General features: G+C 48.8%; 24 protein-coding genes. 16 read left to right on the forward strand and 8 right to left on the reverse strand.

The annotated features are described in order from the left end of the window. Positions 1-444: 444 nt before the first annotated feature. Complete coding sequence (arfB, locus tag ACI955_RS11485) at positions 445-858, forward strand: alternative ribosome rescue aminoacyl-tRNA hydrolase ArfB (protein ID WP_415243877.1); 414 nt, start codon at positions 445-447, stop codon at positions 856-858. 125 nt (positions 859-983) lie between these two features. Here the strand turns inward: arfB and ACI955_RS11490 are convergent, their stop codons facing one another. Next, entirely contained in the window at positions 984-1,277 is a 294-nt protein-coding gene (locus ACI955_RS11490; RefSeq protein WP_415243878.1) for a hypothetical protein, read from the reverse strand. Positions 1,278-1,622: 345 nt separating this feature from the next. Next, positions 1,623-2,405 (reverse strand): sulfite exporter TauE/SafE family protein, encoded by a 783-nt coding sequence (locus ACI955_RS11495; protein WP_415243879.1) that lies wholly within the window; start codon positions 2,403-2,405, stop codon positions 1,623-1,625. Between the two features lie 215 nt (positions 2,406-2,620). Here ACI955_RS11495 and ACI955_RS11500 point away from each other — a divergent pair, with 215 nt between their 5' ends. The 5 genes from ACI955_RS11500 to ACI955_RS11520 all read left to right on the forward strand — a co-directional run bounded on the left by ACI955_RS11500 (position 2,621) and on the right by ACI955_RS11520 (position 7,920). Beyond that, positions 2,621-2,779 carry a hypothetical protein gene (locus ACI955_RS11500; RefSeq protein ID WP_415243880.1) on the forward strand — a complete coding sequence of 53 codons (159 nt, stop codon included), beginning with the start codon at positions 2,621-2,623 and terminating at the stop codon, positions 2,777-2,779. A 229-nt stretch (positions 2,780-3,008) separates the two neighbouring features. Continuing rightward, positions 3,009-3,359, forward strand: a complete 351-nt coding sequence (locus tag ACI955_RS11505; RefSeq protein ID WP_415243881.1) for an Hpt domain-containing protein — start codon at positions 3,009-3,011, stop codon at positions 3,357-3,359. Between the two features lie 7 nt (positions 3,360-3,366). Continuing rightward, on the forward strand, positions 3,367-4,257 hold the full coding sequence (locus ACI955_RS11510; protein ID WP_415243882.1) for a diguanylate cyclase: 891 nt from the start codon (positions 3,367-3,369) through the stop codon (positions 4,255-4,257). A gap of 81 nt (positions 4,258-4,338) precedes the next feature. Then, positions 4,339-5,106, forward strand: coding sequence for an alpha/beta fold hydrolase (locus ACI955_RS11515; RefSeq protein WP_415243883.1), 768 nt, complete (start codon positions 4,339-4,341; stop codon positions 5,104-5,106). Between the two features lie 273 nt (positions 5,107-5,379). Then, positions 5,380-7,920 (forward strand): TonB-dependent receptor, encoded by a 2,541-nt coding sequence (locus tag ACI955_RS11520; RefSeq protein ID WP_415243884.1) that lies wholly within the window; start codon positions 5,380-5,382, stop codon positions 7,918-7,920. Between the two features lie 81 nt (positions 7,921-8,001). On the opposite strand, the gene ACI955_RS11525 is transcribed toward ACI955_RS11520, so the two are convergent. From ACI955_RS11525 to ACI955_RS11535, 3 genes are read right to left on the reverse strand one after another with little or no spacing between them, the layout of a single operon-like run. After that, a complete protein-coding gene (locus ACI955_RS11525; RefSeq protein ID WP_415243885.1) occupies positions 8,002-8,706 on the reverse strand; it encodes a ChrR family anti-sigma-E factor in 705 nt (234 codons plus the stop codon). After that, positions 8,703-9,266 (reverse strand): sigma-70 family RNA polymerase sigma factor, encoded by a 564-nt coding sequence (locus ACI955_RS11530; RefSeq protein ID WP_415243886.1) that lies wholly within the window; start codon positions 9,264-9,266, stop codon positions 8,703-8,705. Before ACI955_RS11530 ends, ACI955_RS11525 begins: the two co-directional genes overlap by 4 nt. Before the next feature lie 9 nt (positions 9,267-9,275). Continuing rightward, complete coding sequence (locus ACI955_RS11535; RefSeq protein WP_415243887.1) at positions 9,276-9,692, reverse strand: hypothetical protein; 417 nt, start codon at positions 9,690-9,692, stop codon at positions 9,276-9,278. Between the two features lie 190 nt (positions 9,693-9,882). On the opposite strand from ACI955_RS11535, the gene ACI955_RS11540 reads away from it, so the two are divergent. The 5 genes from ACI955_RS11540 (at position 9,883) to ACI955_RS11560 (ending at position 14,403) form a co-directional block, all read left to right on the forward strand. Beyond that, positions 9,883-10,893, forward strand: a complete 1,011-nt coding sequence (locus ACI955_RS11540; RefSeq protein ID WP_415243888.1) for a cysteine synthase A — start codon at positions 9,883-9,885, stop codon at positions 10,891-10,893. A gap of 80 nt (positions 10,894-10,973) precedes the next feature. Continuing rightward, positions 10,974-12,212 carry a cytochrome P450 gene (locus ACI955_RS11545; protein ID WP_415243889.1) on the forward strand — a complete coding sequence of 413 codons (1,239 nt, stop codon included), beginning with the start codon at positions 10,974-10,976 and terminating at the stop codon, positions 12,210-12,212. Between the two features lie 102 nt (positions 12,213-12,314). Further along, positions 12,315-12,887: a LemA family protein gene (locus tag ACI955_RS11550; protein ID WP_415243890.1), complete on the forward strand. Its 573-nt coding sequence runs from the start codon at positions 12,315-12,317 to the stop codon at positions 12,885-12,887. A gap of 1 nt (position 12,888) precedes the next feature. Continuing rightward, entirely contained in the window at positions 12,889-13,749 is an 861-nt protein-coding gene (locus ACI955_RS11555) for a GIDE domain-containing protein (RefSeq protein WP_415243891.1), read from the forward strand. Between the two features lie 48 nt (positions 13,750-13,797). Beyond that, a complete protein-coding gene (locus tag ACI955_RS11560) occupies positions 13,798-14,403 on the forward strand; it encodes a TetR/AcrR family transcriptional regulator (RefSeq protein ID WP_415243892.1) in 606 nt (201 codons plus the stop codon). 19 nt (positions 14,404-14,422) lie between these two features. Here the strand turns inward: ACI955_RS11560 and ACI955_RS11565 are convergent, their stop codons facing one another. Beyond that, positions 14,423-14,875 (reverse strand): DUF2489 domain-containing protein, encoded by a 453-nt coding sequence (locus ACI955_RS11565; RefSeq protein WP_415243893.1) that lies wholly within the window; start codon positions 14,873-14,875, stop codon positions 14,423-14,425. A gap of 302 nt (positions 14,876-15,177) precedes the next feature. Between ACI955_RS11565 and mtnA the strand changes: the two genes are divergently transcribed. The 4 genes from mtnA to mtnC are packed head-to-tail and all read left to right on the forward strand — an operon-like array spanning position 15,178 to position 18,140. Further along, positions 15,178-16,239, forward strand: coding sequence for an S-methyl-5-thioribose-1-phosphate isomerase (gene mtnA, locus ACI955_RS11570; protein WP_415243894.1), 1,062 nt, complete (start codon positions 15,178-15,180; stop codon positions 16,237-16,239). 4 nt (positions 16,240-16,243) lie between these two features. Next, a complete protein-coding gene (locus ACI955_RS11575; RefSeq protein WP_415243895.1) occupies positions 16,244-16,867 on the forward strand; it encodes a methylthioribulose 1-phosphate dehydratase in 624 nt (207 codons plus the stop codon). Positions 16,868-16,885: 18 nt separating this feature from the next. Next, complete coding sequence (locus ACI955_RS11580; RefSeq protein WP_415243896.1) at positions 16,886-17,431, forward strand: 1,2-dihydroxy-3-keto-5-methylthiopentene dioxygenase; 546 nt, start codon at positions 16,886-16,888, stop codon at positions 17,429-17,431. A 22-nt stretch (positions 17,432-17,453) separates the two neighbouring features. Then, positions 17,454-18,140, forward strand: a complete 687-nt coding sequence (gene mtnC / locus ACI955_RS11585; protein ID WP_415243897.1) for an acireductone synthase — start codon at positions 17,454-17,456, stop codon at positions 18,138-18,140. A 28-nt stretch (positions 18,141-18,168) separates the two neighbouring features. On the opposite strand, the gene ACI955_RS11590 is transcribed toward mtnC, so the two are convergent. Both ACI955_RS11590 and ACI955_RS11595 read right to left on the reverse strand, forming a co-directional pair. Then, positions 18,169-18,561 (reverse strand): DUF6491 family protein, encoded by a 393-nt coding sequence (locus tag ACI955_RS11590; RefSeq protein WP_415243898.1) that lies wholly within the window; start codon positions 18,559-18,561, stop codon positions 18,169-18,171. Positions 18,562-18,658: 97 nt separating this feature from the next. Then, on the reverse strand, positions 18,659-21,097 hold the full coding sequence (locus ACI955_RS11595) for an ATP-dependent helicase (RefSeq protein WP_415243899.1): 2,439 nt from the start codon (positions 21,095-21,097) through the stop codon (positions 18,659-18,661). Between the two features lie 367 nt (positions 21,098-21,464). Here ACI955_RS11595 and ACI955_RS11600 point away from each other — a divergent pair, with 367 nt between their 5' ends. Further along, complete coding sequence (locus ACI955_RS11600; protein ID WP_415243900.1) at positions 21,465-22,262, forward strand: enoyl-CoA hydratase-related protein; 798 nt, start codon at positions 21,465-21,467, stop codon at positions 22,260-22,262. Positions 22,263-22,584 lie beyond the last annotated feature (322 nt).

Consider the following 22,584-nt stretch of genomic DNA (forward strand, 5'->3'; position numbering starts at 1 on the left):
CTTATTGAGGCTGTTATGACAGACCAGCGGGTACTTATTTTGCAGTTTAACGACAAAAGCGACAGCACAGCTAACTAATCCACGGCCCAATATACTCAGTAACAGAAATATCCCCTCTTGTGCCATGCTTTCACATGCCGCAGCACTCAAACGTCTAGGTGATATTCTGAAGATAGCACAGCCGGCATCTGCAACTTGAAGCTAAACATAGTTGAGCAGCCTTTCCTTTAAAGACCGCTTACTCAAAGTCGGCGTTGTCGATGCACCACGCGCGTGGAAACGCTCCCGCATATCAACACGCTTGCACCAAGAATTAAAAGCCTCACTCGCGGTCTGTTACAATATCGAGCAGAACAGTAACTCTATCGTCCATCACCGCGAAGATCCGGTAGATACAAGGGCCGTTAAAAAGATTGTTATCTCAAAAAAGAGGAATTATTAGCCATGCTTAATATATCGCCGTCAGTATCAATTTCCGACGACGAAATCGAGCTAACTGCGATTAGAGCTCAGGGCGCTGGCGGTCAAAATGTCAATAAGGTGTCGTCAGCAATCCACTTACGCTTCGATATTAATGCGTCGTCACTGTCAGACTTTCACAAGCAAAGACTGCTAGACCGAAGCGATCAGCGAATCACTAAAGATGGCGTCATAATCATAAAAGCCCAGCAATTTAGGACGCAGGAAAAAAACCGCGATGACGCCTTAACACGACTACGCGAACTGATTAGCGACGCCATCAAAATCCTGCCACCTAGACGCCCGACCAAACCAACCAAGGGGTCACAGCGACGCCGTATGGACACTAAATCTCAGCGGGGGAAGATCAAGAATCTACGCGGACGAGTCGACGAATGAAGAAAACCATTCATGATAGATATACCATTGCGCGCCACACCAAAGGCCCCGTTGCTTAGAGCTTGCTAGGCTCCAACAAGCAAGTATATATGCTACGCCCTCGGTTTTATCGTGTAGCATAAAATTCAAATAAATTTCAAACTACCGACCTTACATTGCTCAGTTTGATAAGGTCTCGCTATGCAATTAAATGAAGACATCACTAACTTCATGGAAACGCTGGTTGAATAAGCGTTTGAACGGCAAAACGTCAGGGCGCATTTCATCGAATGTGCGGCACGAAATATATTATTTATTGTTTCAACATAAGTATTGTCAGGACTAAGCTTCAGCAAACCGGACTCCATTACGTCAACGCCTTCCGCACTTTCTTCAAAGAAAATGGCGTTAATTTCTGCCGTATCAAGATCGAGCGACATATCAGTTCCTTTTCGGTTCTAAAGTACGGTCGAGAATTCGCAGGAAAGCATCCGCATTAAACGGCTTCACGATCCAACCTGTCGCGCCTGCGTCTTTACCTCGCATTTTTATGTCAGGTGACGACTCTGTAGTGAGCATTAAACGTGGCGTAAATCGGACGGAGAATCATCAACGGCAAGTGTGCTAGCCATAAATTAGTCTTACCCTGTTATTCTAACGGACTTAAATTGCAATAAGGCCTGGCAGCCACTTTCAGTAACGGCTGCGCCGCAGGCAAGTATGATGATTGCAGTAAACTAATTCGACGTTCGACTAGACATTCGTAATTGTACTGTTCGTCGCCATTATTGCTTTAACAATGCCGCGGCACTGGCCATGACGGTCATAATAAATAAAAACCATTTAAGACCCGCGGGGCTTGCCGTTATCGCTATGCGCACCCCAATTTTTGCCCCTGCCACAGTGCCCACAGCAAGTATCATCCCTGGTACCCAGGCCACCAATCCCTGCCAGATAAAAATAGCTAATGCCGCCATTGTTAACGCCGCAGTGCACACCATCTTTATGGCATTAGTTTTAACTAAATCGTAGCGCAAACTTCCGGCAAGCGCGGCAATCAGAATGAAGCCCACGCCGGCCTGCACGAAGCCTCCATATACGCCAGCAAAGAACAGCGTCCAAGCCGAATTTGGCGAATCAGCCATTGCCAATGCCTCTGTTCCCAGTGGCGGAGCAATGATGCTTGGGCGAATCAATATAAGTAGCGCCATAGAAACCATGGCCATTAAAAGTGCAGGCTTGAGCCACTCACTAGGAGCAAATGCAGCTATAACCGCGCCCAGCAAAGATCCAAACAAGGTTGGCTTCAAAATATTCCAAAGATCATGACGCACTAGCTGTCCGCGACTATCAAAATCTTTGGCGGCAGCGAGGGATTGCATAAGCACTCCCAGTCGATTGGTAGCATTGGCAACATCAGCCGGTAGGCCCATCAGCATTAAAGCCGGTAATGTCAGATTTGAGCCACCCCCAGCCAAGGTATTAATAACCCCAGCGACAAGCCCAACAAGCACCAATAATGCAGCAAAAGCTGGGCTAATGGCGTAAGCCGAATTCAACTCAAACACGCGCGATTTTCACCTAGCATAATCCCAAAATAATCCACTATGACACTGACCCCCGCGCTACGCGGAATACTGTAAATATATGCATATTGCACCTAATAGTAGGTATAAGCTCCGATCGAAGCTGGATATTTTTCCCCTATACTACGTCTAGTCATCTACATATTTGATTGCCACGTACAAGAAGTGTCTCTTTTAAAGTAAATAGGGGTAAAAAAATGGCAAACTCCAAAGCGATTAACATCGGCATTCCGGTTGCGGCGAACGTCGTGTTGATTGGCGTCTCTGGTGCGGCAGCGCAAATCAGCATAGGACCATTACCTGCTATCGCGCTCATAGTCGCATTGTTATTAAGCGCAACAGCGATAAGCACCTAAGTACTCTCAGCATTACCGCGGTGACCTTGTGTTTAATTAACCGAGCACAGTTGTTCAGGCAATGTGTAACAGCAGTGCATATCTCCGCATCAGCCCATTAACTTCCCTGCTAAGTCTATCGTGAGTCGTTTCTCTATGCGAAAGGTGTATTATCATTAGATAATTTCGGTGCAAATTCCACCGAGACGATGCGTGTTCATTTAAACGTGCTGACAGCGACGGCGGTGATATGATTCTAGACCAAGACCGAGTTAGTGATATCACTCGGGGCAATAGCAAACTACTGGTGTCAATATCACAACTGTTTATAAACGAACTACCTGATATGATCAGCGATATCGAGAGTGCATATCAGCAAGCCGACCGCAAAGCATTAGTAAGCGCAGTCCATCGCTTAAAGAGTGCATCGGGAAATTTTGTGACCAGCGACTACTATCAAGAGTTCTCGCATCTCGAATCATCGGCTGCAGAAAATAAATCACCTGTCGTTCCTCTGGGCGACTGGAGCACTGACTGGAATACGGCAAAAGTAAAACTGGACACTCTGATTGTTGAGCTAACAGAAATGGCAGGTATATAAACATCCTATGGATGTGCTAATTGTCGACGATGATGCGATCACACGCCTTGCACTTTGCGCTGCTCTGGAGGAGTGGGGCTTTATACCCATTGTTGCAGAAAATGCTGAGAATGCACTGCAGCTGCTTGCCACAGACACCACGCCACACTTGCTAATAATAGACTGGTCGATGCCTGGCATGAGTGGGCCAGAGTTATGTACGACCATCCGCAAACGAGAGGATGGTCAATTCTTTTACATCCTAATGCTTACCGGTAAAGAAGGTAATGAGGCCATTATCGAGGCGATGGAAGCCGGCGCCGACGACTTCCTAAGCAAGCCTTTTGACCACCGAGTGCTGAAAGTACGGATCGCTGCCGGCAGTCGCATCGTTCGCTTAGAACAAACACTCAATCAGCTAGCATCGCGTGACGCCCTGACCCAGTGCTGGAATAGACGCATGTTCGACGAGCTGTTCTCTCACAGCGTCGCTGAAGCCACACGAAAACACACAAGCTTTTCTCTTATGGTGCTGGATATTGACCATTTCAAAAAGGTCAATGATACCTATGGCCACTCCGCCGGCGATGTTGCCCTTAAGCATATTGTTTATATTTTAAACATCAATCTTCGCGAGTACGACCAAGTGGGTCGCTACGGCGGAGAAGAGTTTGTGATCCTGCTACCTAGCACCGACCAAAATGAGGCTTGGGGCGTCGCTGAGCGCATCCGCTCCGCAATCCAATTTCAGCCCACCGTCGTCAGCGATGACGTGCAAATCAATTTAACAGTCAGTATTGGTATCGCTCAGTTTGATCACCATCGCGACGCCAACCAAAGCGCCTTCTTCGAACGTGCAGACAAGGCGCTTTATTCCGCGAAGCAGACCGGGCGGAATCGTATTATCTGTTCAGAGTAAGTTGTCAAAACTACCATCAGCCAAAATCCGTATGGCGTCGAGAGCGTAAAATAATAAACTTAAACACGGAAACCATAAACTGTGGACAATATAGCACCACCACCACTTATGCATTCACTAAGCGAAGTGTGGCGCGCTAGCGCTGAAATCACTCAACTCGCGTTTAGCGCTGGTTCACTGCTAAACACCCCAAAAGGCGACGGCCACTCGGTGATGACACTCCCTGGTTATGCTGGCGCCGATGGCTGTATGGCCCCACTTAGATATTTCCTTAAGAGTCGAAATTACAAAGCCCACGGCTGGAGCTTAGGCCGCAATATCCCGCCGACACGGATCACTAGCTTAGAAGAAATGAACGATTTTCAAGCCAGCATTCTTACTCGTCTAAGCCAGAATATTAGCGAAATATGCGATAAAACTGGGCAAAAAGTGAGCTTGGTTGGCTGGAGCTTAGGAGGCAATTACGCCAACTTACTTGCTCAAAGCCACCCAAATTTGATCCGCCAAGTAATTACTCTCGGCACCCCCTATGGCGACCCGCGCGGAACCGCTGCATGGAATATCTTAAAACGTCTCAATCGCGGCACAAGGGCAGATGAATCGCACAACACCGACACCTGGTCTATCGCTAATAATGGCAAGCGCACGGTACCAACAACCGTTATATACAGCCCCGTTGATGGCATTGTCTCTCCCCAAATTGCCAAATTGACCACCGAGAACACCTATAATATTGCCATCAATTCAAGCCATATCGGCTTTGCTCTGAACCGCGATGCCTATAGGATCATTGCGGAGATACTTGCGAGGCCGCAGAGTGTAAACGCGGGAGTCGTAAGCCAGAATTAGAGAATAGCATCACAAAATAAGATCAATAAAATAGCGCATATATTAAAGAATAGTGGCAAAGTACCCACATATGCGCAAAACAAAATCTAAAAAATAACGCACGTTACAAACCAATAATATACCATTAAGAGCTAAACACACGGCAAACACGCAGCAGTGAGCGCGATAACGCATAACTACTGCAAGCAGATTATGCCTGCGTTATCTTTTAATGGTTAATATGTTCTAACTAATACCTTACATAACAATAACGATCTGGAACGGAGCGCCTACGTGAAAAAATTAACGCCTATAGTATCAGGACTGTGTGCATTTACGGTCGTAATGAGCAACCCAGTCTTTTCTCAGACAGAAGTAAAAAAATCCAGCTTCGCTCTAGAAGAAGTAATTGTCACCGCCCAGAAAAAAGCCGAATCATTACAAGACACCCCGATATCGATAACGGCCTTCGGTGAAGAACGCTTAGAAATTGAAGGTATTAGTAATCTCGGCGACATCGGCTCTAAAGTGCCTAGCTTAACTATCGAACCCTTCCCTATCAACAACGCGACGCTGCGAATATTTATACGCGGCATTGGTATTGCCGACGTGCAGGTGACGCAAGATCCGCCGGTCGGCATTTACGTTGATGGTGTTTATATTGCTCGCTCGACCGGTACTGCGCTAGACGTTGCGGAACTCCAGCGAATAGAGGTACTACGGGGACCACAGGGCACGCTATACGGTCGCAATACCACCGGCGGCGCTATTAATCTAATCACTAAGCGCCCCACTACCGACGCCTTTGAGTTAAAGCAAAAATTTACCGTAGGTAACCGTGGCTTGTTTACATCAAAAACATCCGCAAACATTCCGCTCGGCGATACTCTTGCCGCCAAAGTGGCCTATCTCACCACCCAATCTGACGGCTTTATAGAAAATACTGGCCCCGGTGGTGACTTCGGTGACAAAGAAGTGAATGGTTACCGGGTAGATCTCCGATGGGATGTCACTGACAGTATGTCGATAGACTATGCCTACGATAACTCAAGCTTTGAATACTATAACTATATGTACCAATCTATTAATCCGGCAATACAAAACAAAGGCCAAGCCGAGCCTATTCGCGAATTTGCGGTAAGCGAATCAAAGCACAGTGAAGACAGATTCAGCAGCATGGCGACAGCAAGAAACTTTGAAACCTCCACTACCGACATCGAAGGCCACTCATTCATTCTTACCAAAGACTTTGAGAACGTACAATTTAAATACATCGGCGCGTACCGCGAACTCACCGATGCGTCCTACGCCGACTTAGGTGGCGGCTTGGGCTCAGAAGAGTACCGCGTTGACTCTCACGCCTACTGTGGTCCGTCGGTGATGGCAGAAACCGGTTCTGACTGTCTACCCTTGGTGATTCCGGTCATTAGCCAGGAGCAGTTTTCCCATGAGTTCCAACTTAGCGGCTCACTATTTAGTGATAGCGTAGATTACATCATAGGGGCCTATTACTTTGAAGAAAAAGCCACTGAAGATAACTCGCCACTGCATCATCAATTCAGCTCTAGACTCAGCGATGGCATTATTCCCGTTCCAGTACTAGGTGAGATACTCGGCGGCGCGCTCATCGGGGCTGGCGACGTCCATCTGGTGAATATGCTGTCTCAACGCTATGACATTAAAAATGAAGCCAAAGCTGTTTTTGGTCAATTCACATGGACACCGGATTTGCTCGACAAACGGCTGCACCTAACCTTTGGCGCTCGCTACTCGGAAGACTCTCGTCAGGCACTGAAGAATCAAACCGATCAAACCTACATTGAGTTAAGAAGTCTCGGCCAGGCAATCAACACCGAAAACCTTAGCGCGCTGTCACCGGCATTTGAGCAAGCCGGATTTTTACTTCCCGGGGACCGTAGTTTTGACAATGTATCTGGCGAGAAGGATTTTGATGATGCCTCATTTAGCTTCATCACAGAGTTCGACCTGACCGACGACATAAACCTCTACGGCAAATTCATTCAAGCCTATAAGTCTGGCGGTTTTAACACCCGTGATCCGCAGCGCGGCAGCACTGGCTTTGCACCCGGCACCCCCGGCAAAGGCGACGACACCGCAGTGGCTGCGCCAGACGGCAATGTCTACGGCTTCGGGTTTGCAGATGGCTTTGATGAGGAACGCGTTGCCTCCTTGGAAGCCGGCATAAAAAGCGAGCTGATGGATCGCCGCCTGCGTATTAACGCTAACATCTTCTATAGCGAATACACCGACATTCAGCTCAACTTTATACTTGCCGGCACCGTGGCAGATACCAAAGTCACCAACGCTGGTGAAGCTGAAATGCGCGGTGTTGAAACCGACATCACCTTCCTAGCCACCGAAAACCTTATGCTAATGCTGAATTATGCATTTTTGGATGCCGAAGTGACTAAAGCCCTAGACGAGTTCGGCAACGATCTGACCGATAGCTTCGGCTTCTACTCGTCTCCCGGCCAGTCTTATACTGCAGCAGCCGACTACACGGTGGGGCAATATGACTGGGGGCAGCTTGCGGTTAACTTAAGCTACAACTATATGGACCAACGCCGCGGTGGCGTGAGAACCGCCAATGCGAAAAACACATATATAGGTGAATACGGCCTAGTTAACGGTCGCATCAGCTTCAGTGAAATCCCAGTCAGTAAATACGGCACACTATATATTGGTCTATGGGGTAAAAACCTGGCAGATGAAGAGTTTGAAATTACTGCTATCGACAACCTTCCACACAGTGACCGGACAGTCATTTGGGGAGATCCAAGAGCTTATGGCATCGACCTAATTTATCAATACTAATAACGTCAGACACAAAAAAGGCAGCTTAGGCTGCCTTTTTTGTGTCTATGTTTTCACTAAAGATAACTACTTAGCTCAAATTTACAAACCTACCAAGGGCTGAATCAATCTTGCCACTAGGCCTTTAAATACTACTGGTGAATCCATCCCCACCAAACAAATACAATCTCTATCACTGTCTGCAACCGGTTGATGCTCTGCACTACCCTCTAAATCTGCCACATCGCCTGCGTTAAACTGTCCAAGCGCATCACTATAGCCACCGCTGAGTATCAGAGTTAACTCGCTCCCACTGTGGCTGTGTACTGGCATTTTGCGACCAGCAGCAATCCGTAACAATTGCGCTCGGCCCTCACCGCAATCCACTACAATTTGCTTTAAGCCCGGAGCTATTGTTTTTTTCCATGGCAGTGCGTCAAAGTCATGCTCTTTAAGAAGCTTTTGGAGCAAAAACGGCATTGAGCCGAGTTTGCCAACCTCTTTGACATCCACTACCGGGGATGCAATCTCGATATCATCGCTATTGGCCAGTGCCTGAGTCTCCACAAGTACTTCCTGCAATTCTAATCGCTGCAAAATATTCGCTCTTGCTCTTTCAGAAAGCGCTTGAGGAGATAAGGCGGACATTAAAAGACCGCCCAAACTTTCACCAGCGCGAACTTTTGAGCGGCATTGCGGGCAAAATTGTAAATGGCATCCCACAACAAGAGCCAATGCAGCTGGCAGAGCGCCCGCCGCATAGCTATGTAAAGTATCGTCCTCGGGATGATGTTCTATTGGGCTCATACGCCACTTTCTCCAAAATGTTGGCGGAAAGCCTTTATCGCTAACCGCAAACTTGATTTAACGCTACCGAGGGGCATCCCAGTCTCTTGTGCAATTTCACTGTGACTTTTGCCCTCGTAATAGGACTTATAAACTACTTGGGCCTGATTCACCGGCAAAGTATCTAAAACCGCTTTGAGTCGATCGCCGTCGGCATTGAGGCGAACATCGGCATCAACTGTCTCTTCCAAGTTGTCATCTGTCTCGTAAGCAACGCCTCTGTGCTTACGTAATTTATCTATCCACAGATTTCTCGCCACCCGAAATAACCACGTACTGACGGCCGCTTTATCGCGATGATAAAGATGCGCTTTGTTCCACAACGCCAGCAGCGCCTCTTGTGCGAGATCTTCTGCTATTGATGACGCCGCTCCTTGACCCAGTAAATACGCATTAACTCTGGGTGAAAAATGGTCGAACACCAACATAAAACTATCTTTATCGCGATTCTCAGCAATACGAGTCACGCAATCAGCCCAAAACTCGCCATTACGTTCTTGTTTGGCGGCATTGTCTGCCATAAAAACCCCTTAATTCAGGCCTTGTACGCTGCCTGTAGACTTTTGGATCAATGTCCGACCATTACTATCGGCCGACCATAAAATCGCCACAATTAATACAAATTGCAGCGGAATACGAAGCCACAGTAGCTCAGGAGCAACTGGGCTGCCAAAAATTGGCACATCATTAAGCGCTTGGTAAATATTAGCGGGAAGCACCAATAAACAATAAATAGCGGCGAACTTACCCGCCAATAAGCGCGAGCTCGGTATCAAGATACCCAATACCAAAGCAAGTTCTAAAATACCCGTTACCCAAACAATCGCCACAGGCCCGGGTAAAAACGGAGGCACAATACCAGCAAAGTCGTCTGTGTGCACAAAATGCGCGATACCACCAAAAAAAAACACCCCGCACACCAAGAGTCGAATAACGACTTTAAGCATAAAACTCCTCTCACAGTTTTATTGGTATTCGCTGCCAGCATTCTATTATCTCGTTATTTAGCTCGCAGCGCTTCAACTAATCATGCACTTGCACTCTAATAAGCAAGATTAGCACAAATTAGACTAATGATTAGCATTGCTGCTACCGGCTCCCAGCTATACCATTAAGCCTGAAAATACGGAGAGAACCATGTTTTTGCCTAGTGCTAAATCGATGCCAGACCTTATCGGCAACACCCCACTGCTTCATCTTAAGCAAGTATCAGAATTGACCGGCTGCACCATTCTGGGTAAAGCAGAGTTCCTCAACCCAGGCGGTTCCGTTAAAGATCGCACGGCGCTGGGCATCATTCGCGACGCCGAAAAGAAAGGCACATTGAGACCTGGGGGCACCATTGTCGAAGGAACCGCGGGTAATACTGGCATAGGCCTGACTATGATCGCGAACGCCTTGGGCTATCGCAGCGTAGTCGTTATGCCACACAGCCAAAGCCGCGAAAAAATAGAATTGCTTGACTTGTACGGCGCCGACCTACGTCTTGTTGCGGCCACAAATTACAGCGACCCCAATCATTATGTTCATACCGCCCGCCGCCTAGCCGAAAGTTTAAATGAAACCGAACCTCACGGCGCAGTGTGGGCTCGTCAGTTTGACAATACCGCAAATTCTGACATCCATGAATCAACCACAGGCCAAGAAATCTGGGAACAAACCGGTGGCAATATCGACGGCTTTATTTGCGCAGTGGGCACGGGCGGCACCCTTGCCGGTGTCAGCCGGGCATTAAAAGCCCACAAGCCCGATGTCACTATTGGTATTGCAGACCCGATGGGGTCCTCGCTGTATAACTATTTTACCAACGGCGAATTGCGCGGTGAAGGCCGCTCCATTACCGAGGGAATAGGTATCAGCCTGATTACCGACAACTTACGCCGGGCAACAGTAGATGAGGCATTTGAAATAAGCGACGCTGAAGCACTCCCTTATATTTTTGATATGCTTCGCCATGAAGGCCTGTGTCTTGGCGGATCATCTGCTATTAATATTGCCGGCGCCGTCAAATTAGCCCGTAAACTTGGCCCTGGCCATACCATTGTCACCATTCTCTGTGATTACGGTGACCGCTACAAAAGTAAATTGTTTAATCCTGTGTTTTTAGAGAATATGGGCTTACCAGCCCCACACTGGACAAGGAACTAAACCAAACTAAGCCATAGCGCAGGCTGCGATTGCAGTCTGTTTCAAACGACAAATATCTCGTCAACTGAGCTTAACTCACCATGCAGCAATGTCCCTTTGCCAATCTACTAAACCCAGACACTTACGCCCAAGGCATGCCCTATCAGGCCCTTAAGGAGATACGGCAACAGGGTCCAGTTGTGAAAATGGCAGACACGCTCACCGGGGTTCCCTATTGGGCGGTTGTCGGTCAGCAGGAGTTAGATTTCGTCAGCAAAAATCCATCGCTGTTTTCTTCTGCCAGACGCACCGCCTTCCCAATGGAATTCCCACAAGATGAAGTAGATTTCATTCACTGTCACACCATCATTAATATGGACCCACCTCGCCACCAAAAAGTGCGGCGCATTGTTCGTGAAGCCTTCACACCCAAAGGGGTTAACTCGTACGCACCGGCGTTTCGAGCACATGCCAAACGCATTCTCGATAGGGTGGTAAACCGCGGCGAGTGCGAATTTGTTGAAGAAGTCGCCGCAGAACTGCCGCTAATTGCCATTTTAGAATTACTTGGCGTCCCCATTGAAGATCGCAAGCAGTTCTTCGATTGGACCAATACCATGATGTTTGCCGACGACCCGGATATGTCCACCAGCATAGAAGATGGTCAGATAGCCGCAGGCGAATGCATCAATTACGCTTTAAAGCTGGCAGCACAACACCGCCAACACCCCATGAAAAATATTACCGGCGCCCTGCTCGATGGCGACGTGGACGGCGAGCCTATATCAGAAGAAGATTTTGCATGGATGTTTATTCTTATTCTGGTCGGTGGCAACGAATCCACCCGCACCGTGATTTCTCATGGCATGCGCCTTCTAATGGAACACCCAGAGCAACTGGAATATCTTGTTCAACACCCAGAATATATCGCCGCGGCCATCGACGAGATTTTGCGTTTTAACACCGCGTTTATCCAAATGCGCAGAACCGCGACCGACGATCTCGAACTCGGTGGCCAGCAAATACGCGCTGGCGATAAAATCATCCTGCACTACCATGCTGTTAACCATTCCGAGGCGATTTTTGGTGATGACGCCATGAGCTTCGATGTCCGCCGCAGTGAGCGCATGCCGAAACTCGGCCAGCAACTGCGCTCCTTTGGCATAGGTCAGCACTTTTGTATTGGCTCCCATCTGGCAAGACTGGAACTACAAGTCATGTTTGAAGAGATAATTCCTCGGCTTAGAAACCCGCGTCTACTGGGCGATGTTGCCTATACTCGCTCATATTTCGTTAACGGTATAAAAAATATGCACATTAGCTTCGATACCGGCGCCTAATAGCCATAATTTCATTTTATACTTTGGGCCTATACTCTAGCCCTATACCTAAGGGCCAAGCTCATTGTCAGCGCCGCGCGGTAACTGGAAAAGGAGAATAATATGGAAATTGGTTTTATTGCCATCCTCTGCCTTCTGGTCTTTGTCATTGCCTATACAGTAATGCTGTACAACGGCCTGGTAAACCTCAAACACAATGTGGCTAAGCACTTAGCTAATATCGACGTCTTACTTAAACAGCGCCACGATGAACTCCCCAAGCTAATCGAAACCTGCAAACAATATATGCACCATGAGCAAGAGACCCTGACCAAGGTCATTGCCGCCAGGCAGAACGTCGCAGACGCCCAATCTAGCCATGACATGAAAGCCCTAGGTCAAGCTGAAACCGGACTGCGCGTATCCATGGGACAATTATTTGCGCTGGCTGAAAACTATCCAGAGCTAAAAGCAGACACCACCTTCACCACCTTACAGCACCGTATTTCGGCGCTCGAAAATGCCATAGCCGACCGGCGTGAGGTTTATAACGAAGCGGTGAATAATAACAACGTGCGTATTGAGCAATTCCCCGACGTTATTATCGCCCGCTGGTTTCGCTTCACTGCCTTTGAATTACTGCAATTCAAAAAAGAAGAACTAAGTGACGTAAACGTAAAATCACTGTTTAGCTAGAATGGAAATCGACTATTTCGCGCTGGCGATTTGCGCCGCAATATCTCTCGCCAGTGCCATCATGAGCATTAACCGTTTAACAGCTGCGAGAGTCATAGAAGATACCCCGACCTCAAAAATCCGCTCTGCACACCAAGGCTACGTGGAACTTGTTGGCATTGCGAAGACCGGGCCAGAGTCACTAGTACTAAGTGGCCTCAGTCAAACTCCCTGTCTGTGGTATCGCTATAAAATAGAACACTATGAGTCGTCCGGTAAAAACAGCAACTGGCGAATTATCGAAAGTAAAACCAGCAGCCAGCCATTCACCCTCACCGACGGCAGCGGCGAGTGCTATGTTATGCCAGACCGCGCCAAAGTCAGCACTGCGCGCAAGCGGAGTTGGGAAGGTAGTTCACGCCATCCCGCTAAAATAAGCTCAAGGGGTCTTTTCAGTAAGCGCTACCGCTATACCGAGGAAATGCTCTGCGCCGAAGACATCGTCTATGTGATCGGTCTATTCGAAACCCGCCACCCGGCCAGCCTCACTGCCGCCCGCGATAGCGAAATGGCCAAGATTCTTGCCAACTGGAAACAAGATTACGACAGCCTAATTCATCGCTTTGATCGCAACTGCGATGGTGAGATTGATTTACAAGAATGGGAGTTGGTGCGGGCAGAAGCACAGCGTCAGCTAGGAAATACGGCCTCCCTTGCCCCAATAAACACCATCAGCTATTCGCCCAGCCGCCGACAACCCTATATCATTGCCAGCTCAGAGCCAGAGTCCCTAAGTCGGCGCTATCGATGGCAGGCTTTTGGCTTATTACTTGTCAGTATTGTCAGCGCCACCGCCTTGGTTTGGATGATAATGCCGCAATAGTACAAAAACAGACCCGCCATTAAAAATTAGAACAACAAGGACAAGACTATGGCTACCCGCCGCAATACCAAAGAACGTATCCTCGATATCGCCGAAGACCTCTTTGCTCAGCAAGGTTTTGGCGCGACGTCAGTGAGCGAAATTGCAGTGCAGGTAGGCATTAGTAGCCCAGGTATTTACAAGCATTTCAACAATAAATTTGCGATCTACGAGCAGGTTTGCGAACGTCTATTTGCCCCCTTGGCGGACGCTACCCGCGGTCTGGCTACGGACGCCGACTTCACCGAAACACGTAAGCAAATTCACCAAGTCATGTCGCTACTGGCCAACAAACCGAATACCGCCAGAATCGTTCAGCACGCCACTCTAGCCCGAGACGAAACTCTGGATCTGTTAAGTGATCGCTGGTATCGAAAGTTTTTTTCCGCCATCAGCGATCCCGCCAGCAATCCCGATAAAGAATGGATCAACGTGCCCACTGCAATGGCATTCCACTGCATGATTCTAGGCTATGTGACGCTAGCACCCTTGCATAAATCGATATTTGGCGTAGACCCGTTGCTGCCAGAGCAGCTAGAAGCGCAATTGCAATTCCAACAAGATATGGTCGATGGTTTAAGTAGCTTGGCACAGCGATCCACACTCAAGAAGTAAGCGTTCACTGAAGCCTCGCTTACTTGAGCAAAGCGGCAGTCGCTGCCCGCAATTGATCACTGTACTTGCCTTCCAGCAAGGCCATCTCAGTACCGTAAGTAGCGCGCTGATCGGGCGTCAAATCCTTCCATGCCTGATGTATTGGAATATGCGCCAACGCGGCGGCCATTTCCGTAAATATGGCGGTGTCTTTCATATACTTGGAGTCTAAAGCGGCAGTCTCTGCCAATACCGCAACCCGAAGCGCAAATTCACTGGCCGCAAGCTGACCAGCCAAATAGCAACGCGCCAGAATATCAATTCCATTCTGAGCTTCCGCCTGTTCGGCAGCAGATTCTTGTTGTGCTTGTTGCAAAGCGCCTCGCTCGACCTGTGTCTGCCCTCGCAAACGCCAAAGCAAGCGCCCCGCAACGACCACCAAGCCCGCAATAATAAGCAGAGCTGGAATGAGCCATACCATATAATCTGTCATTCAATACCCCTGTATTCAAATTCAATTAGACCGTCACTCATCGAACTAAAGTGAACAAGCACTATTATACTCGCGGCGAGAATCGCTAATTAACACATTAGGGAGCCTATCATTAATATTATGAGCGGAAGTAGTTTAGCCATCGCGGAGCAAGAATAAGAGTAGGAGTCTACACCGAGTCAATACGGATTCCGAATAAGACCCACACCGAAAAATACCGAGTGAGGTAATTAATCAGCGCTACCCTAGGAGCAAAGCCCGCACTGCCTTATAATTGCGTCCCCAAAAAGTGGAGCTAATTCGTGGCAACTCCCAGCGCTATCATCTGGTCAAACAATCAACTGCAATTACTCGATCAGCGTATTTTGCCAGTTCAATGTGAATACCTCCATTACGACGACCCCTATATAGTCGCTGACGCTATCCGCGCGATGGTAGTGCGTGGAGCACCGGCAATTGGTATTACTGCCGCCTACGGAATGGTTTTAGCGGCCCAACAACTTATTAAGTCGTCCCCTGCCAGTACGGCCGCTTGGCACTTAGCTCTGCGGCCTGCGCGTGAAGCACTGGCTAACTCACGCCCCACTGCCGTTAATTTATTCTGGGCACTGGAGCGCTGCGACCGCGTAATAGAAGAGCGAGGTAATGACGGCAAAGTATTGCAAGCGCTCACCGATCTGGCGATACACATTCACGCCGAAGACATCCAGCTCAATCAACGCATTGGTGATTTTGGCGCCAGCCTAATCCCCGCCGACAGTATTGTTTACACCCATTGCAACGCCGGTGCGCTGGCAACCGGTGGTTATGGCACTGCGCTAGGGGTTATTCGTTCGGCCCACCGCGACGGCAAAATTCGCGGCGTGTTTGCCGGCGAAACGCGCCCCTGGCTCCAAGGCGCCCGACTAACAAGCTGGGAGCTGATGCAAGATGGCATTCCCGTCACCTTGGCTATTGAAGGTGCAGCGGCCCACTTAATGCGCGAACATAAACCGAGCTGGATCATCGTTGGCGCCGACCGCATTGCCGCCAACGGCGACGCTGCGAATAAAATTGGCACCTATAATCTTGCTATTATTGCCAAGCATCACGGCGCCAAAGTCATGTTCGCGGCGCCAACAAGCACCTTTGACGCCCTCATAGACGGGCCTCAAATACCGATAGAACAGCGCCCCGCAGAAGAAATAACCCACAGCTTTGGCAAGCGCGTGGCGCCAGAAAACATGGTTATTAGCAATCCTGCTTTCGATGTCACACCCGCGCAGTTAATAGATGCTATCGTCACCGAGCACGGTATCATTCATCAACCTGATCGCATCAAGGTGCTAGCGCATCTTGCCGAAGGCAAAAGAAATAACAGGTGAAAACATGATTGATAGTAAATACTTTTATCAACAGGCTATCGCACTAGCCGCTGCCGGCGAAGATCTATATCAACGCGGTTGGGTGCCCGCCACGAGTGGCAATTTCTCTGTCCGCCTAGATGCGACATCAGCTATTGTTACCGCCTCGGGTAAGCACAAAGGTCGCCTTAGCCCCACTGACTTTATCGCCGTAGACTTGCAAGCCAAACCCATTAGCGATGGCAAACCCTCGGCCGAAACTGAGCTACATACGCGTCTTTATGCGCGTTTTGTAGATATTGGCGCGGTGTTACACTGTCATTCACCCTCGGCGACGGTCATCTCTAAAGCACTGAAAAACGCGAGAACAATTACGCTCAATGACTATGAATTATTAAAAGCCTTCGACGGTATAGATACCCACGATACCAGTATTGATATTCCGATTTTTGACAATACCCAAGACATAAGCGCCCTCGCCGATGAAGTAGATGCCTATTTGGCAGAGCAGCCGCACTGCCCCGGCTATTTAATACGCGGCCACGGTGTGTACTGCTGGGGTAAAGATTTGGAGAGTAGTATGCGCAATCTCGAAGCCTTGGATTGTCTGTTGCACTGCGAGCTAGCGCTAATGCACCTTAGCCATTAAGAACCGCGAGGAATTCCAATGAGTCAACTAACTGTTTTTTCTGATACCGACAGCAGCCAAGCACTGCTTAGCACTCATGACGCCAAAGAGATTTGCGGGCAACTGAACACCGTCGGCGTTCGCTTTGAACAGTGGCAAACTAGAGATGATATTGCCGCTGGCGATAGCCAGGACGCCGTCTTACACGCTTACAATGGCGACGTTAAACGCCTCATTGCCGAGCAGGGTTACCAATGTGTCGATGTGATTAGTATTGCCAGCGACCACCCTCAGAAAGACGCATTGCGGCTAAAGTTTTTAGATGAGCACACGCACAGCGAAGACGAAGTACGCTTTTTTGTGCAAGGCCAAGGATTATTTGCACTGCACATTGGCGACAAGGTGTTTGAAATAATCTGTAAAAAGGGCGATCTATTAAGCGTGCCGGCTAACACCAGCCACTGGTTTGATTTAGGCCCGCAACCTGATCTAGTCGCGATTCGTTTTTTTAACAATCCCGAGGGCTGGGTTGCCAACTATACCGCTAACGATATCGCCAACCGCTACTCGCGGCTCGACGCTTGAATCCGGCCAAAAGGAATATTTCGTGATTAAAGCTATTGTTACCGATATAGAGGGCACAACGAGCTCCATTCAATTTGTGCATGAGGTGCTGTTTCCCTACGCCGCAACAATGCTTCCCGACTTTATTCGTCAACATCGCGGCGACAGGGCGGTTGAAGTCGCCTTAAATGATGTCGCAGACCAAGCGAGTCTAGATATCAAAGACACCGAAAAATTAGCAGCGCAATTGCTGCAATGGATCGCGGAAGATAAAAAAGTAACGGCATTAAAAGCGCTGCAAGGTCTGGTGTGGGACCAGGGCTATCGCCATGGCGACTATCAAGCACATATCTACCCAGACGCGCTCAACAAGCTTATTGCGTGGCACCAGCAAGACATTGATCTCTACGTGTATTCATCTGGTTCTATCCACGCCCAAAAGCTATTTTTCGGTTTTAATGAAGGTGGCGATTTACAATATTTATTTAAGGACCACTTTGACACTACGACGGGCCCTAAATGCGAGGCAGAGTCTTATCGATTGATCCAAGAAGCCATCGGCATTGCCGCCAAGGAAATTTTGTTTCTATCAGATATTGTGGAAGAACTTAATGCCGCCGCTGAAGCCGGTATGCATACCGTGTGGGTTCAGCGCGCTCCGGCAGTACTTAGCACTCATGCTCAACACCAGAGCGTTAATAGCTTCGCAGATATTCAAATACCAGATTAAGTTAATCCGGCATTCACACCAGCTACTGTTACTCTGCGCGGATCAGTCTCGACATCGATTCAATACTACAGGGCTTAGCCACGCCATCCTCAGGCACAACAAGCTCATCGAATTTGCTAAGGGAATTTGTGCGGGTTTTAAACAACAGAACCTCAGAGCCCCGCAAGGCGGCACAGGGGCGTTGTAAACTAATAAGATAATGCTCAGTAAGGCCATTACTAAACATCAGGTGTCTACTATCCAAATACGTCCAATCAGTGATCTGATAAGACTCTATTTGAACGACGTTTTGACCAGGACGATAGCCATATTCAGCCAAACGTTCGTCTAAGCCCATGGCGTCGTCTATGACCGCAGTGCAGGCCAGCAGAGAGAAACCCAACAATATCAGCATATTGAGCTTGATTATTGTTCTATTCATATCCACCTCTGGGGAATGAGAGCGGCATCAACGTCGCCTCAACGTCAGACATTTCTACCGTCATAAGGTTCGTGCTCGCTAATACGATCAATAAGATCTATTTTTTCGTCGTGATACGGGTGGCGCGGAACAGGTCCTTGCGAAAGCTCTTGCTGCCCTCACGAAAACTGACATGAATAAAACGCGCATCAACATCGGCAACAATACCTCGTCCATACTTACTATGCGCCAACACCTCACCGCTAACAAATTCGCCGTGTAATTCCCTTGTGGCCAGGTCCTCAAGCGGCGAGTCGATAAGCTTCAGAACCTTATCGACTAATAGCGCTGAGAAATACACCTGCTTAACGGAAAATTTCACCGTTATACCATGCTCATCAACCGCTACAATGCGTCCGTCACCGTGCAAATCATGACGTACCGCAACGCCAAATTCGAATGTATCGATCCACGGAAAGGCACTCGAAAATTCTCCGTCTAACGCCAATGCCGCTAGATAGCGTGTAGCCGTGTTCGTTAGCGCAAGGCCGGCATCAGCTCTGCTGCTCTGCGTGCCATTTTCTAGCACGGCACCCAGCTCAGCGGCCAAGGGAATATTCATCTCGCGTAAAAATGGGCTGGGCAATATATTTAGCTCAGGTCTGAAGCCACCGTCCCAACCGTTATGGCAATCGAGGCTAGGCGTAAATAAATATAAAGCATCTATCGCGCGGGTCATGGCGACGTACATTAGGCGGCGCTCAGATTCTTGTTGATCCTCATCAGCTCGTCGCCGTCTACCCGCTTGATATGGCATGTAATGCGCACTCAAACCAGGCAAAATAACCACAGGCCATTCAAGCCCCTTGCTGCGATGCATAGTGGTGATGGTCACGGCATCAGTCACCGACGCGCCTTGTTTAGGATCCGCGTCAGCAACGCGAAGGCCCTCAATCATAGCCACGACGGCAGCTGGACTCTGATCGTCTTGCATTGCAACAAAGCCTACAAACGAGCCGATAGTCGCGGCTCTATTTTCGCCATCCTCACTACTCAGCGCATTGTCGCGAATAGCCTTAAGTAAATCTAAATCTGTTAGAAATGTCTCTAAACCACGCCCCGCAAACGCCGATTTTTCGATACCGTCGAGTGCGACTGCAAGCCGCTGCAAACGCTGTTCCTGATACATAGACAAGCCGTCATCAGACAGCTTTAAGGCGGCAAATCCATGTCCGTCACTAAGGACTCTTTGCGCATAGCGACGCAACACTTCATGTTTGATTTTTAACTCACAAAATCGCAGAAGATCAAAAACTTGCTGCTGACAATCCGCCGGACTCTGCTCGTTAAAACGTCCTGACATAACGCGTAACAACACCAATAAGACTTTAATCTCTTGGCGGTCCAGCACCCGACTGCCACCCGTAATTCGGTTTGGTATACCGCGCTGCAACAGCACTAGTTCAACCGGCGCCGCCTGGGCCCAAGTTCTACATAAAAACACCATATCTCGGAAAGGCCTGCCACTGGCGTGTTCCGCCAAACACAGATCGGCCAATGAAAAACCGTCCGCCGTTTGCAGGCGAAGCTCAAGTTTGGTGGCAGGCGCGTTGTCAGCACTAATACATAGCACCGGTTCCCTGCGTTGGTTATGCGCGATCAGATGTGCGGCTGCGAGCGCCAGACGATGCCCGTAACGGAAAGTACGCGACATTTGATAGCTGCTATGGGGATAGTTTTCACCAAAATAGGTGAGCATATATTCTGGACGCGCGCCGCGAAATTCATAGATGCACTGATCAGTGTCGCCCACAACTTGTAAATGAGCGCGCTCACCCGCTAGGGTTTTAAGCAGAAAAAACTGTATATCATTAATGTCTTGGAATTCATCAACAACAAATAGCTCTACCCGGTTAGCGAGAAATTGCGCCAAGTCGGGGTTGGCTGCAATGGCGCAACAGGGGTCGTAAAGGTAGTCTGAAAATGTCACTCTGGCAGCGGCCTTACGCCATTGCTCAAAACGCGCAAACGCTTCTATAAATAATTCATACTGCTCTGGATAAGCACCGGCAAAAAAACTGGATTCGGGTGATTGCAAACTGGACTTAGCCAAATCAACAAAACCCACAAAAGCATCTAACCACTGTTGCTGCTCATCGCGAATAGCGGCCCGCTGTGACGATGTCCCAGCTGAGGCTTGCAGCGCACGCAGCATCTCTATTCCAACCTGAGTATCCCCAAGAGGAGTAGGATCAAAAGGCGGTAAATATCCTTCCTTTGCCAAAGAAATCGCTAGATTACGACCCATTGCATGAAACGTTCGCACCGGCGGCAGCCCGAATGCCCCACCAACAGCATGTTGTAACTTGCGGCTAAAATCTTCCTGTGCGGCCTTGTTAAACATCACAACCCGCACTAGACGCGGGTCTATGCCAGATCGCAAACGCTCTAGCACATAGCGCACCATCGTTGTGGTTTTGCCTGCACCCGCAACGGCGGTCACACGAGCATGACCGCGAATGTGGCGAGTGACTAACAGCTGTTCTTCCGTCAGCATGGTGAGCAATATGAGTAGGTCATGACAAAAGTAATTTGATTTATTCCAAGACAATTGGCGCAGAAGGATAACAAGGTTTGGTAAATTTTTCCGAATTACCCACCGCTAACAGTATCGAGCTCTTTGAATAGCTATGAGCCACCGAAAATCAAGACGAGTGGGAACGATGCGCGTCCAGTTCGACTTATTTTCAGTACCGATTTTCACTAATAATATCTGCTTTTAGCTCATTCTAAGGTATTGAACATGGCATACAGCCGCTAAGACATGCAAAATACGGGCGACTTTACTGCTGTGCACCGTGATCTAAACGCCTGAAGCGCTGTGCACCGCTAATCTAAATACCATTGCATAAGGATAATAAAAGATGAATTTCCAAGAAATTACCGTTGAAATTCGTGAATCGGTCGGCATCCTCACACTTAATGCACCGGCCACACTCAATGCACTGACACCCCTCATGGTGAAAGAAGTCAGTGACGCGATTGATTACCTCGCTGAAAATGCTCGTGCCATGATCATTACCGGCGCAGGACGCGGCTTTTGCTCAGGTGCATCGCTCAGCCCCAGCAATCCGCTGACGCCCATAGAGCCCAATCGCAGCCAGCGCGATATCGGTTTAATTCTAGAAAAATACCTAAATCCCATTATGATCAAACTAAAAAACCTGCCGATTCCCTGGATTACCGCTGTTCGCGGCAGCGCCGCAGGCTTTGGCGCCTCCCTCGCCCTCGCCGGAGACATGATCATTGCCAGTGACAACGCCACTTTCATACAAATCTTTTCCAAAATTGGCCTTATCCCCGATGGCGGCGCAACCCACCTCCTCAGCCGAACCGTTGGCCGAGCTCGCACCATGGAATTAATGCTAATGGGAGACCGTCTCAGCGCCGAAAAAGCGCTGGACTGGGCACTCATTAACCGCGTTGTCGCCGATGAAGTATTGCAAGACGAAGCCTTTAAAATCGCTCTCACCCTCGCCAACGGGCCAACCACTGCCCTAAGCCTAATTCGTAAAGCCGTATGGGCAGCCGTAGATTCGAACTGGGAGTCCACATTACAGACAGAACGTGAGCTGCAAAAAATTGCCGGCCAAACCGCCGATTTTGATGAAGGTGTTGCGGCATTTGTTGAAAAACGGGCGGCTAAATTTACCGGCCAATAAGAGCTACAGTGGCGTGGCGCCATGCACTCGTCGCTAAGCAGGCTCAGGCAGCAAAGACCCCAGATAAATTCGCGCAGGATATTCTGATCAGATTTGCTGCCTGAAGCCTATGTAATTACAAGGGAAATCGCCGACAATAGCGCTCACGCTTCCATTACCGATTAGACAACTGTTGTGGCACAGCATGGGTAGTAAATAAGCCACCGGTCGTATGACAGCCCGCAAAATAATATGAAACTGAATATAGGATTCTTGGAATATAGCTATGAGTGAACATTGTATTATCATCGGCGCCAGCCACGCTGCAGCCCAATTGGCAGGC

The sequence above is a fragment of the Zhongshania sp. genome (assembly GCF_047636175.1).
Lineage (GTDB): Bacteria > Pseudomonadota > Gammaproteobacteria > Pseudomonadales > Spongiibacteraceae > Spongiibacter.